The organism is Methylibium petroleiphilum PM1 (assembly GCF_000015725.1).
Taxonomy (GTDB): domain Bacteria; phylum Pseudomonadota; class Gammaproteobacteria; order Burkholderiales; family Burkholderiaceae_C; genus Methylibium; species Methylibium petroleiphilum.
Window position 1 is genome coordinate 1362187 of sequence record NC_008825.1, and the last position, 12613, is coordinate 1374799.

Sequence of the window (12613 nt, forward strand, 5' to 3'; positions counted from 1 at the left end):
TCGACGAGAAGAGATCATGGCCACCATCCCGCTGACCAAACGCGGCGCCGAGAAATTGAAGGAAGAGCTCCACCGCCTGAAGTCGGTGGAGCGGCATGCCGTGATCCAGGCGATCGCAGAGGCGCGTGCGCAGGGTGATCTGTCGGAGAACGCCGAGTACGAGGCCGCCAAGGACAAGCAGGGCTTCATCGAGGGACGCATCCTCGAGATCGAAAGCAAGATGGCGGCGGCACAGATCATCGATCCTGCGATGCTGGACGCTGGCGGGCGGGTGGTGTTCGGCGCGACGGTCGAGCTGGAGGAGGAGAGCTCGGGCGACAGCGTCACGTACCAGATCGTCGGTGACGACGAGGCCGACCTGAAGCAGGGGCTGATCTCGGTCAGCTCGCCGATCGCGCGCGCGATGATCGGCAAGGAAGCCGGCGACGTGGCGGAGTTCCAGGCGCCCGGCGGCACGCGCCGCTACGAGATCGTCGAGGTCCGCTACCTGTGAGCGGCGCCAGCCTGGTGGCCGTGCCTGAACGGCTGCGGCGCCTGATCCCCGGCCTGTGGTTCGGCGTGTTGCTGGCCATTGCCCTCATCGCCGCCCCCAGCCTGTTCAGCTTGCTGGACCGGCCGTCGGCCGGGCGGGTGGCGGCGCGGCTGTTCGCGCTCGAGGCCCAGCTCAGCCTGGCGCTGTGCGTGCTGCTCGGGTTGCTGGAGCGCCTGCGGGCCGGCCGCCGCGCGAAGGCCGGGCAGGGCTCGCCGGTCAGCGCCGAACTGCTGCTGCTGCTGGGTGTGCTGTTCTGCACCGTGCTCGGCCACTACGCGCTGCAGCCGATGATGGAGGCCGCACGCGCCGGGGAGGGGCGCTGGTCGTTCGGCGCGCTGCACGGCGTGTCGACGACCCTCTACGCCGTGAAGAGCCTGTTGGTCGCTACATTGGCCTGGCGGGCGGCACGGGGCTGACGTCCCGGTTCGGTGCTTCCGCAGCGTGCGGAGGCCGATTGTTTACCGCCCCGAGGAGAGTCGCTTCATGACGTCCATGCCGCCGCCGCTGAAACGGACGCTGACGAGCATCTTCCTCGCCGGCTTGCTGGCTGCGCTGCCATTGGCTGCCACGCTTCTGGTCATCGTGTGGGTGCTGCGCCTGCTGTTCGCCTATGTCGGGCCGGGCAGCTTCATCGGTCAGCGACTGGTGGCGCTGGGCCTGGGCGGCGGCAGCTCCGAGGTGCTGGGCTACCTGATCGGCGTTGCCCTGGTGCTGGCGGCGATCTTCGCGCTCGGTGTCGTGGTCCAGACGCGCCTGCGCGGCTGGCTGGCACGCAGCGTCGACGCGCTGATCCAGCGCATTCCGGTCGTGCGCAGCATTTACGGCATCACCCAGCGCTTCGTCGAACTGCTGTCGCCGCGCGGGGCCGACGGCGGCGGGCTTCAGTCGATGCGGCCGGTCTGGTGCCACTTCGGCGGACCGGGCGGCGTGGCGGTGCTGGGCCTGCTGTCGGCCGCCGAGACCATCGACCTGGGCGGTGCGCCTTACCACGCAGTGCTGGTGCCGACCGCCCCGGTGCCGGTCGGCGGCGGGTTGCTCTACGTGCCGCAGGCGTGGATCACGCCGGCCGAGATCGGCATCGACGCGCTGACGAGCATCTACGTTTCCATGGGCGTCACCTCGGCCCAGTACCTGCCGCAGACGCCGGCAGACGGCCGATGACTCAGTCGCCCAGTTTCTTCTTGCTTGGCAGCCGCTCCTTGGCCCGCTTGACGATGCCGCCGGAGGTGATGCGCTGGTTGCCCAGCACGGTGAGCTTCTTCACCTGGGCACGGTGGTTGCCGCTCTTGGAGAACTTCAGGATCTTCACCACCCGCGGGCCGGCCTGGCGGTGTTCGTCCGGCGTCTTTTCCTTCGGCTCGACCGGGCGCCACAGCACCAGCAGCTTGCCGATGTGCTGGACGGGCGCCGCGCCGAGCTGTTCGCACAGCGTGGCGAAGATCGTTTCGCGGGTCTCGCGTTCGTCGGAGAACACGCGTACCTTGATCAGGCCGTGGGCCTTCAGCGCGGCGTCTGCCTCCTTGGTGACGGCGGGAGTCAGACCCTCGCCGCCGATCATCACGACCGGATCGAGGTGGTGCGCATCGGCACGGTGGGCCTTGCGCTCGGCAGGCGTGAGTTGAATGGCAGGCATCCCCGTATTATCGACGCGACATGAAAGTCAAAACCAAGAGCAAGAAGGTCAACAAGGCGTGGCTCAACGATCACATCAACGATCCCTACGTCAAGCTGGCCCAGAAGGAGGGCTACCGGGCCCGTGCCGCCTACAAGCTCAAGGAGATCGATGAGGCGCTGGGGCTGATCAAGCCGGGCCAGGTCGTCGTCGACCTCGGCGCGGCACCCGGCGCCTGGAGCCAGTACCTGCGCCGCAGGTTCGCACCCAAAGAGGCCGGCACCGGCGGCGCCGCGGCCGGTGCACTGAACGGCCGCATCATTGCACTCGACCTCCTGGATTTCGAGCCGATCGAGGGCGTGCAGTTCATCCAGGGCGATTTCCACGATGAGGCGGTGCTTGCGGAATTGAGCGCCGCGATCGGCGGGCGCGGCGTCGACGTGGTCGTGTCGGACATGGCGCCGAACCTCTCTGGCATCGCCTCCTCAGATTCCGCGCGCATCGCGCTGCTGGTGGAGCTGGCGGTCGAATTCGCCGAAACCCACCTCCATCCGCACGGCGCGCTGGTCTGCAAGGTGTTCCACGGCAGCGGCCACAGCCAGCTGGTCGAGCTGTTCAAGAAGCGTTTCCGGGTCGTGAAACCGATCAAGCCCAAGGCATCTCGTGACAAGTCGTCGGAAACCTTTCTGGTCGGCATCGGTCTCAAATCGAGGTGAAACCGGCGGAAATTCCCGCGAATCCAGGCCTTGACCTATCGCAGCCGATGACAAAGCCGATCGGCGTCCCGGGGTTGACTGGACTAAACTCGGCCCCATATCCCGCGAGAGTGAGACATATCCCGTGCAGCAAGTGAGTGACGCCCATTTCGGGCAGGATTCGGTGAAGGAGCCGCGGTGAACAATCAATGGTTCTCGAAGGTCGCTGTCTGGCTGGTGATCGCCCTGGTGCTGTTCACCGTGTTCAAGCAGTTCGACCGCACGGCGGCCGCGGGCGGGCAGATCGGCTATTCCGACTTCCTCGAAGAGGTGCGCAGCAAGCGCATCTCGACCGTTACCCTGCAGGAGAGCGGCAACGGTGCGACGGAGATCCGGGCGGCCACCACCGATGGCAAGACGCTGCGCACCACCGCCACTTACCTTGATCGGGGGCTGGTCGGAGACCTGATCAACAACGGCGTCAAGTTCGACGTCAAGCCGCGGGAGGAGCCGTCGATCCTGATGAGCATCCTGCTCAGCTGGGGCCCGATGTTGCTGCTGATCGGCGTGTGGATCTATTTCATGCGACAGATGCAGGGCGGCGGCAAGGGCGGCGCCTTCAGTTTCGGCAAGTCCAAGGCGAGGATGCTGGACGAAGCCAACAACTCCACCACGTTTGCCGACGTTGCCGGCTGTGACGAAGCGAAAGAGGAAGTCAAGGAGTTGGTCGACTTCCTGAAGGACCCGCAGAAGTTCCAGAAGCTCGGTGGGCGCATCCCGCGCGGCGTGTTGCTGGTCGGCCCGCCAGGCACCGGCAAGACCCTGCTCGCCAAGGCGATCGCCGGCGAGGCGAAGGTGCCGTTCTTCTCGATCTCGGGTTCCGACTTCGTCGAGATGTTCGTCGGTGTCGGCGCGGCGCGTGTGCGCGACATGTTCGAGCAGGCCAAGAAGAGCGCGCCCTGCATCATCTTCGTCGATGAAATCGACGCGGTCGGGCGCCACCGCGGCGCTGGCCTGGGCGGCGGCAACGACGAACGCGAGCAAACGCTGAATCAGATGTTGGTCGAGATGGACGGCTTCGAGACCAACCTCGGCGTCATCGTGATGGCGGCCACCAACCGGCCCGACATCCTGGATCCGGCTCTGCTGCGTCCGGGCCGTTTCGACCGCCAGGTCTACGTGACGCTGCCCGACGTGCGGGGCCGCGAGCAGATCCTGAACGTGCACATGCGCAAGGTGCCGATCGGCCAGGACATCCGCGCTGACATCCTGGCGCGCGGCACGCCGGGCTTCTCGGGCGCCGACCTGGCTAACCTGGTCAACGAAGCGGCGCTGTTCGCCGCGCGGCGCAGCGCCCGCGTCGTCGAGATGGCCGACTTCGAGAAGGCCAAGGACAAGATCATGATGGGCCCCGAGCGCAAGTCCATGGTCATGCCCGAGGAGGAGCGCCGCAACACCGCCTACCACGAGGCTGGCCACGCACTGGTGGCGCGTCTGATGCCCAAGACCGACCCGGTGCACAAGGTCACCGTGATTCCGCGTGGTCGCGCGCTGGGCGTGACCATGCAGTTGCCGGAGACCGACCGCTACAGCATGGACAAGGAGCGCATGCTGAGCACGATCTCGGTGCTGTTCGGCGGCCGCATCGCCGAAGAGGTGTTCATGAACCAGATGACCACCGGCGCCAGCAACGACTTCGAGCGCGCGACCCAGATCGCCCGCGACATGGTGATGCGCTACGGCATGACCGACGAACTGGGCCCGATGGTCTACTCCGAGAACGAAGGCGAGGTCTTCCTCGGTCGCTCGGTCACGAAGACGACCAACATGTCCGAAGAGACGATGCGCAAGGTCGACTCGGTGATCCGCCGCATCATCGACGAGCAGTACACCACCGCCCGCAAGCTCATCGAGGACAACCAGGACAAGATGCACGCGATGGCGAAGGCGCTGCTGGAATGGGAAACCATCGACGCAGAGCAGATCGACGACATCATGGGCGGCAAGCCGCCGCGGCCGCCGAAGGACTGGACGCCCAGTAGCGCGGCCGGCGTGAACGGCGGCAGCGGTAACGGCGGCACGCCGGCCGTCAGCACCGACGGTGCTCCGGCCGCGGTCTGACGTTCCGCTCGTTTGTCGATCGCGCAACGGGGCTTCGGCCCCGTTTGCTTTGAGCGGATCTCTTTTCCCCACTGACCCCACGATGTTCTGGCAGACCACGCGATTCCGCATCGATCTCGTCGCCCCGCGCGTCATGGGCATCGTCAATGTCACGCCGGACTCCTTCTCCGATGGCGGGCTGCATGGGGGCGCCGCCGGGGCGCTGGCCCACTGCGAGCAGTTGCTGAAGGACGGCGCCGACATCCTCGACATTGGTGGCGAATCGACCCGCCCGGGCGCGGAGCCGGTGCCGCTGCAGGACGAACTGGCACGCGTGCTGCCGGTGCTGCGCGGCGCGATGGCGCTCGGCGTGCCTGTGTCGCTAGACAGCTACAAGCCCGAGGTGATGCGCGCCGCGCTCGACCTCGGTGTGGACATCGTCAACGACATCAAGGCGCTGCGCGAACCCGGGGCGCTGGACGTGGTGGCGGCGCACGCGAACTGCGGTGTCTGCCTGATGCACATGCGCGGCGACCAGCCGAAGACCATGCAGGACGGCGATCCGCAGTACGACGACGTGGTGACCGAGGTGCGCTCCTTCCTGCGGGCGCGCGTCGAAGCGCTGCGAGCGCGGGGCGTCGACGACGCCCGGATCACGCTCGACCCGGGCATCGGCTTCGGCAAGCGCACCGAGCACAACGTGGCGCTGCTGGTCCGTCAGCAAGAGCTGCTGGGCCTGGGGCTGCCGCTGCTGGCGGGCTGGTCGCGCAAGGGCGTGCTGGGCCGGCTGACCGGCCGCGAGATCGGCGACCGCCTGGTGCCCAGCGTCGCGGCGGCGCTCGCCTCGGTGCAGCGCGGGGCGCGCATCGTGCGCGTGCACGACGTGGCCGCCACCGTCGATGCGTTGAAAGTGTGGCGGGCTGCCGGTCTTTGCCCGTGAGCGCAGGATTCGCCTCGCCGGGCGCCCGGCACAATGGCACCCCATGAGCAGAACCTATTTCGGCACCGACGGCATCCGTGGCGCCGTCGGCCAAGCGCCGATCACGCCCGACTTCGTGTTGCGCCTCGGTCATGCGGTCGGTCGGGTGCTGAAATCGCAACAGACCTCCCCGGCGTCGCGGCCCACGGTGCTGATCGGCAAGGACACGCGCATCTCGGGCTACATGCTGGAGTCGGCCCTGGAGGCGGGCTTCGCCTCGGCGGGCGTGGACGTGCTGCTGACCGGCCCGCTGCCCACGCCCGGCGTCGCCTACCTCACGCGGGCGCTGCGACTCAGCCTGGGCGTCGTCATCAGCGCCTCGCACAACCCCTATGGCGACAACGGCATCAAGTTCTTCTCTGCCAAGGGCGAAAAGCTGCCCGACAGCTGGGAGCAGCAGGTCGAGGCGACCGTCGAGGAGGCGGCACAGTGGGTCGACTCCAGCGGTCTGGGCAAGGCACGCCGGCTCGACGATGCACAGGGCCGCTACATCGAGTTCTGCAAGAGCACGGTGGCCGGTGAACTGAGCTTGAAGGGCCTGAAGCTCGTGGTGGACGGCGCCCACGGCGCGGCCTACCAGGTGGCGCCCGCGGTGTTCCACGAACTCGGTGCCGAGGTGATCTCCATCGGTTGCAACCCGAACGGGCTCAACATCAACGACGGCTTCGGGGCCACCCATCCCGAGGCGCTGGTGAGCGCCGTGCAGGCCCATCAGGCCGACTACGGCATCGCGCTCGATGGCGATGCCGACCGACTGCAACTGGTCGATGCCACGGGCCGTCTCTACAACGGCGACGAACTGCTGTACCTGATGACGCTCGACCGACTCGCGGCCGAGCCGTCGGAAGACGCTGCGCCGTCGCGCGTCGGCGTGCCCGGCGTGGTCGGGACGCTGATGACCAATCTCGCGGTGGAGCAGGCCCTCGCGGCGCGTGGCGTCGCATTCGTGCGCGCCAAGGTCGGGGACCGCTACGTGCTCGAGGAATTGCTGGCGCGCGGCTGGCAGCTCGGCGGCGAGGGCTCGGGTCATCTGATCGCGCTGGACAAGCACACCACCGGCGACGGGCTCGTCAGCGCATTGCAGGTGCTGCAGGCGGTGGTGCGCAGCGGGCGCACCCTGGCGCAACTGCTGGAGGGGTTGACGCTGTTTCCGCAGGTGCTGCTCAACGTCCGGCTGCAGCCGGGTCAGGACTGGAAGGCCAGCGCCGCGCTCGCCGAGGCGCAGCGCGAGTCGCTGGCCGAACTGGGCGAGCGCGGCCGCATCCTGATCCGGCCGTCCGGCACCGAGCCGCTGCTGCGCGTGATGGTCGAGGCCAGCGACGCAGCCCTGGCGCAACGCTGCGCCCAGCGCATGGCCGACGCGGTGCGCCGAGCTTGATCCGACGTGCGCGGGCCGCCTTGGCTCGGGCACGCCGCCCACGTCACTTCTTGACCGGCGGGATCAGCACCTTGTCGATCACATGCACCACGCCGTTGCTGGCGAGCACGTCGCTCTGGGTCACCAGCGCTTCATCGACCGTCACGAAGGTTCCGGCCTTTGCTACCGCCAGGTTGGCGCCTTGCGCGGTCTTCAGGTTGCCCGGTTGCACGTCGGCCGCCAGCACCTTGCCCGGGGCCACGTGGAACAGCAGCACCGCCTTGAGCTGTTCCTTGTCCTTGCTCAGGGCATCCAGGGTCTTGGCCGGCACGGCCTTGAAGGCGTCGTCGGTCGGTGCGAACACGGTGTAGGGGCCGGTGCCGTTCAGTGTCTCGGCGAGGCCCGCCTCGGCGATCAGCTTGTTCAGGGTCGACAGCGACGGCGTTGCGGCGGCGGTGCCGGCGATCGTCTTCGGCGCTGGGGTCGAAGCGCAGCCGGCCAGGGCCAGCCAGGCGGCCGAGGTAGCAAGCAGCAGGGTGCGTTTGTTCATGGAAGCTCCTGTTTCTGTGAAGGGGCGGCGGAGGCTCAAGCCCACCAAGCCGATCGCCGCGGAGCATAGAAGTCGATCGTGACACTCCGGTGACGAATCGGCGAGGGCGCTGTCACGAAAAAGTCCAGGCCCGCCACTGTCGGCGGCGCGTCATGGCTCTGTCACAAAGCCCACCTAGAGTGCGGCCCATCGATCCACCAAGCTTCGAAAGGGCTGCTCATGAACGTTTCTCTCCTCCGCTCCACCCTCGCGGCGGTCGCGCTGATCGCCGTGGCCGGCACTGCCTCGGCGCAGGACATCACCGGCGCCGGCGCCTCCTTCCCGGCCCCGGTCTATTCGAAGTGGGCCGATGCGTACAACAAGGCCACCGGCGCGCGCCTCAACTACCAGTCGATCGGTTCGGGCGGCGGGATCAAGCAGATCAAGGCCAAGACGGTCGATTTCGGTGCGTCCGATGCGCCGCTGAAGGACGAAGAGCTGGCCAAGGACGGCATGGTGCAGTTCCCGACCGTGATCGGCGGCGTGGTCCCGGTCGTCAACATCAAGGGCATCGCCCCAGGCCAGATGAAGCTGACCGGCCAGGTGCTGGGTGACATCTATCTGGGGAAGATCACCAAGTGGAACGACCCCGCGATCGCCGCGCTCAACGCCGGCGTGACGCTGCCCGATGCCTCGATCGCCGCGGTGCGCCGCGCCGACGGTTCGGGCACCACCTTCCTGTTCACGAACTACCTGTCCAAGGTCAACGCGGAATGGAAGACCAAGGTCGGTGAAGGCACCGCGGTCAACTGGCCGACCGGCGCTGGCGGCAAGGGCAACGAGGGCGTGTCGGCTTTCGTGCAGCGTCTGCCGAACTCGATCGGCTATGTCGAGTACGCGTACGCCAAGCAGAACAAGATGTCGCACGTGATGCTGAAGAACAGGGACGGCCAGTTCGTCGGTCCGGACGAAGACAACTTCAAGGCCGCCGCCGCCGGCGCGGAATGGGCGAAGAGCTTCTACCAGGTCCTGACCGAGCAGCCGGGCAAGGAAGCCTGGCCGATCACCGGCGCGACCTTCATCCTGATGCACAAGTCTCAGGACAAGCCCGAGAGTGCCTCCAACGCGCTGAAGTTCTTCGAGTGGGCCTACAGCAGCGGCGACAAGATGGCGGCCGACCTCGACTACGTTCCGATGCCCGACACCGTCAAGACGATGATCCGCAAGCTGTGGGCGGACAACATCAAGGACGCCTCCGGCAAGGCCGTCGCCTACAAGTGACCTGCCACGCCGACCCTGGGAGGGGTCGGTTCGAGGGGAGGCGCGCATGCGCCTCCCTGTTGCTGCAACGAAGGAGGAGGCGACGTGGCCGCTACACTGCCTGCAACCCCGTACCCCGATCAAGACAAGATGGAACGATCCGACCCGCAGGATCGGCCGCCGGTCGTGCGCAAGGCGGCGCCCTGGGCCGACACCGTGTTCTCGGTGCTCGCGCACGCGGCCGCCATCCTGACCCTCGGCCTGCTGGTCGGCATCATCGTGTCGCTGATCATCGGCGCCGGACCGGCCATCCAGGAATACGGCCTGAGTTTCCTGTGGCGCAGCGAATGGGATCCCGTCCAGAACCAGTATGGCGGGCTGGTGATGATCTACGGCACCGTGATGACCTCGTTCATCGCGTTGCTGATCGGCGTGCCGGTGAGCTTCGGCATCGCGCTGTTCCTGACCGAACTCTCGCCCGGCTGGCTGAAGCGGCCGCTGGGCGTGGCGATCGAACTGCTGGCCGCCGTGCCGTCGATCGTCTACGGCATGTGGGGCCTGCTGGTGTTCGCCCCCATCCTGTCCACCTACGTGCAGCAGCCGCTGCAGGGCGCCTTCGATGGCGTGCCGGTGCTGGGCACGCTGTTCAGCGGCCCGCCGGTGGGCATCGGCATCCTGTCGGCCGGGATCATCCTGGCGATCATGATCATTCCCTTCATCGCCTCGGTGATGCGCGACGTGTTCGAGGTCACGCCGCCGATGCTCAAGGAGTCGGCCTACGGTCTCGGCTCCACCACCTGGGAGGTGGTGTCGAAGGTCGTGCTGCCGTACACCAAGACCGGCGTCATCGGCGGGATCATGCTGGGGCTGGGCCGTGCGCTGGGCGAGACGATGGCGGTCACCTTCGTCATCGGCAACTTCAACCAGCTCAATTCGTTGTCGCTGTTTGAGGCGGCGAACAGCATCACCTCGGCCCTGGCCAACGAGTTCGCCGAGGCCGGCGAGGGCCTGCACCAGGCGTCGCTGATCTACCTGGGCCTGGTCCTGTTCTTCATCACCTTCGTGGTGCTGGCCTGTTCGAAGCTGCTGCTGGCGCAGCTCAAGAAGGGTGAAGGGAGCCGCTCATGAGCAGCATTGCAAGTCCTTCCGCTGCCGCGCTGCAGGCCTCGCGGCTGAACAAGCACGCCAGCCGCAAGCGCATCAACGCGATCGCGCTGGTGCTGTCGCTGGCCGCCATGTCCTTCGGCGTGTTCTGGCTGATCTGGATCCTGATCGAGACGGTGCGTCTGGGCGTCGGCGGTCTTGCGCTGTCGCTGTTCACGGAGATGACGCCGCCGCCGCAGGCCGAGTCCGGCGGCCTGGCCAACGCGATCTTCGGTTCTTTGCTGATGGTGTCCTTGGCCACGGCGGTCGGCACGCCGGTCGGCGTGCTGGCCGGGGTCTACCTGGCCGAGTACGGCCAGAAGACCTGGCTGGGCAGCGTCACGCGCTTTATCAATGACATCCTGCTGTCGGCGCCCTCGATCGTGATCGGCCTGTTCATCTACGCCGTCGTCGTGGCGCAGATGAAGACCTTTTCGGGCCTGGCCGGCGTCATGGCGCTCGCGCTGATCGTGATCCCGGTGGTGATCCGCACCACCGAGAACATGCTGAGCCTCATCCCGAACTCGCTGCGCGAGGCAGCGTATGCGCTGGGCACGCCGAAGTGGAAGGTCATCATGACCGTGACGTTGAAATCGGCTCGCGCTGGCGTGATGACGGGCGTGCTGCTCGCCATTGCCCGCATCGCCGGCGAAACCGCGCCGCTGCTGTTCACCGCGCTGTCCAATCAGTTCTGGACCACCGACCTGAACCAGCCGATGGCCAGCCTGCCGGTCACGATCTTCAAGTTCGCGCTGAGCCCGTACGAGAACTGGCAGAAGCTGGCGTGGGCCGGGGTCTTCCTGATCACGATCGGCGTGCTGGTGCTCAACATCCTGGCCCGCGTGCTGTTCCGCAACAAACACTGAAGGAATTTCGACATGGACGTCAAAGTCGAACTGCCCGTGACCGAGAAGCCCAAGCTCGCGGTGCGCAACCTGAACTTCTACTACGGCCACTTCCATGCGCTGAAGAACATCCACCTCGACATTCCCGAGAACAAGGTCACGGCCTTCATCGGGCCGTCGGGCTGCGGCAAGTCGACGCTGCTGCGCACCTTCAACCGCATGTTCGAGCTCTATCCGGAGCAGCGCGCCGAAGGCCAGATCCTGCTCGACGGCGACAACATCCTGACCTCGAAGGACGATGTCTCGCTGATCCGCGCCAAGATCGGCATGGTGTTCCAGAAGCCCACGCCGTTCCCGATGTCGATCTACGACAACATCGCCTTCGGCGTGAAGCTGTTCGAGACCCTGCCGCGCGTGGAGATGGACGAGCGCGTCGAGTGGGCCTTGAAGAAGGCGGCGCTGTGGAACGAGGTCAAGGACAAGCTCGGCCAGAGCGGCTCCGGCCTGTCGGGCGGCCAGCAGCAGCGCCTGTGCATCGCGCGCGGCATCGCGATCAAGCCCGAGGTGCTGCTGCTCGACGAGCCCTGTTCGGCACTGGACCCGATCTCCACCGGCAAGATCGAGGAACTGATCCACGAACTGAAGTCGGATTACACCGTGGTGATCGTCACGCACAACATGCAGCAGGCTGCACGCTGTTCGGACTACACCGCCTACATGTACCTGGGCGACCTGATCGAGTTCGGCCCGACTTCGGAGCTCTTCATGAAGCCGAAGAAGAAGGACACCGAGGACTACATCACCGGCCGCTTCGGCTGAGCCAGGGGGAACGAACATGAGCGACAAGCATCTCTCGACGCAGTTCGACAGCGAACTCAGCGGCATCTCCACGCGCGTGCTCGAGATGGGCGGCCTGGTGGAGTCCCAGGTGGCGCAGGCGATGTACGCCTTGACCAACTTCAGCAGCGAGACGGCGAGCCAGGTGCTGCTGCAGGAGGAGAAGGTCAACCAGATGGAACTGGACATCGACCGCGATCTCTCCAGCATCATCGCGCGGCGCCAGCCGACCGCGCGCGACCTGCGCCTGCTCACCGCCGTGAGCAAGACCATCGGCAACCTCGAGCGTGTCGGCGACGAGGCGGCGCGCGTGGCACGCACCGTGCAACGGCTGGTCAACACGGGCGTGTCGAGCCGCCTGCGGCTGCCGGTCTCCGACGTGTCCTTCGAGGCCACGCTGGCGATCGCGCTGCTGCGCAAGTCGCTCGACGCCTTCGCGCGCCTCGACGTGGAGAAGGCGATCGAGGTGATCAAGCAGGACGACCAGATCGACCAGGAGTTCGAAGGCCTGATGCGTAAGCTGATCACCTTCATGATGGAAGATCCGCGCACCATCTCGTCGAGCATCGACCTGGTGTTCGTGGCGAAGGCGATCGAGCGCGTGGGCGACCATGCCAAGAACCTCGCCGAGCAGATCATCTACATCGTCAAGGGCATGGACGTGCGCCACAACCCCGTCGAAACCGTGGAGTCGATGGTCAAGTGACTCTCAAAAGGAGCGAAC

Annotated in this window: 14 protein-coding genes; 12 read left to right on the forward strand and 2 right to left on the reverse strand. The window is 66.6% G+C overall.

Features of this window, described 5'->3' with window-relative positions:
• Positions 1-16: 16 nt before the first annotated feature.
• The 3 genes from greA to MPE_RS06360 all read left to right on the forward strand — a co-directional run bounded on the left by greA (position 17) and on the right by MPE_RS06360 (position 1693).
• Positions 17-493: a transcription elongation factor GreA gene (greA, locus tag MPE_RS06350; RefSeq protein WP_041929571.1), complete on the forward strand. Its 477-nt coding sequence runs from the start codon at positions 17-19 to the stop codon at positions 491-493.
• Positions 490-948 (forward strand): DUF4149 domain-containing protein, encoded by a 459-nt coding sequence (locus MPE_RS06355; RefSeq protein ID WP_011828863.1) that lies wholly within the window; start codon positions 490-492, stop codon positions 946-948. Before greA ends, MPE_RS06355 begins: the two co-directional genes overlap by 4 nt.
• 67 nt (positions 949-1015) lie before the next feature.
• Positions 1016-1693: a DUF502 domain-containing protein gene (locus tag MPE_RS06360; RefSeq protein ID WP_011828864.1), complete on the forward strand. Its 678-nt coding sequence runs from the start codon at positions 1016-1018 to the stop codon at positions 1691-1693.
• Position 1694: 1 nt separating this feature from the next.
• On the opposite strand, the gene MPE_RS06365 is transcribed toward MPE_RS06360, so the two are convergent.
• Positions 1695-2165, reverse strand: coding sequence for a YhbY family RNA-binding protein (locus MPE_RS06365; protein WP_011828865.1), 471 nt, complete (start codon positions 2163-2165; stop codon positions 1695-1697).
• 20 nt (positions 2166-2185) lie between these two features.
• Here MPE_RS06365 and MPE_RS06370 point away from each other — a divergent pair, with 20 nt between their 5' ends.
• From MPE_RS06370 to glmM, 4 genes are all read left to right on the forward strand, one after another.
• Positions 2186-2860, forward strand: a complete 675-nt coding sequence (locus MPE_RS06370) for an RlmE family RNA methyltransferase (RefSeq protein WP_011828866.1) — start codon at positions 2186-2188, stop codon at positions 2858-2860.
• Positions 2861-3037: 177 nt separating this feature from the next.
• Positions 3038-4960, forward strand: coding sequence for an ATP-dependent zinc metalloprotease FtsH (gene ftsH, locus MPE_RS06375; protein ID WP_011828867.1), 1923 nt, complete (start codon positions 3038-3040; stop codon positions 4958-4960).
• An 82-nt stretch (positions 4961-5042) separates the two neighbouring features.
• Complete coding sequence (gene folP / locus MPE_RS06380; protein WP_011828868.1) at positions 5043-5879, forward strand: dihydropteroate synthase; 837 nt, start codon at positions 5043-5045, stop codon at positions 5877-5879.
• 43 nt (positions 5880-5922) lie between these two features.
• A complete protein-coding gene (gene glmM, locus MPE_RS06385) occupies positions 5923-7296 on the forward strand; it encodes a phosphoglucosamine mutase (protein WP_011828869.1) in 1374 nt (457 codons plus the stop codon).
• A 43-nt stretch (positions 7297-7339) separates the two neighbouring features.
• On the opposite strand, the gene MPE_RS06390 is transcribed toward glmM, so the two are convergent.
• Positions 7340-7825: a fasciclin domain-containing protein gene (locus tag MPE_RS06390; RefSeq protein ID WP_011828870.1), complete on the reverse strand. Its 486-nt coding sequence runs from the start codon at positions 7823-7825 to the stop codon at positions 7340-7342.
• A 219-nt stretch (positions 7826-8044) separates the two neighbouring features.
• Between MPE_RS06390 and pstS the strand changes: the two genes are divergently transcribed.
• The 5 genes from pstS to phoU all read left to right on the forward strand — a co-directional run bounded on the left by pstS (position 8045) and on the right by phoU (position 12595).
• Positions 8045-9085: a phosphate ABC transporter substrate-binding protein PstS gene (gene pstS, locus MPE_RS06395; protein WP_011828871.1), complete on the forward strand. Its 1041-nt coding sequence runs from the start codon at positions 8045-8047 to the stop codon at positions 9083-9085.
• Positions 9086-9214: 129 nt separating this feature from the next.
• Complete coding sequence (pstC, locus tag MPE_RS06400; RefSeq protein ID WP_049820778.1) at positions 9215-10192, forward strand: phosphate ABC transporter permease PstC; 978 nt, start codon at positions 9215-9217, stop codon at positions 10190-10192.
• Entirely contained in the window at positions 10189-11073 is an 885-nt protein-coding gene (gene pstA / locus MPE_RS06405) for a phosphate ABC transporter permease PstA (protein WP_011828873.1), read from the forward strand. The genes pstC and pstA overlap by 4 nt, the downstream gene beginning before the upstream one ends.
• 12 nt (positions 11074-11085) lie before the next feature.
• A complete protein-coding gene (gene pstB / locus MPE_RS06410) occupies positions 11086-11871 on the forward strand; it encodes a phosphate ABC transporter ATP-binding protein PstB (RefSeq protein ID WP_011828874.1) in 786 nt (261 codons plus the stop codon).
• Between the two features lie 16 nt (positions 11872-11887).
• The gene (gene phoU, locus MPE_RS06415) at positions 11888-12595 is read left to right on the forward strand and encodes a phosphate signaling complex protein PhoU (RefSeq protein WP_011828875.1); all 708 of its coding nucleotides are present in this window, start codon (positions 11888-11890) and stop codon (positions 12593-12595) included.
• The last annotated feature ends 18 nt before the right edge of the window (positions 12596-12613 follow it).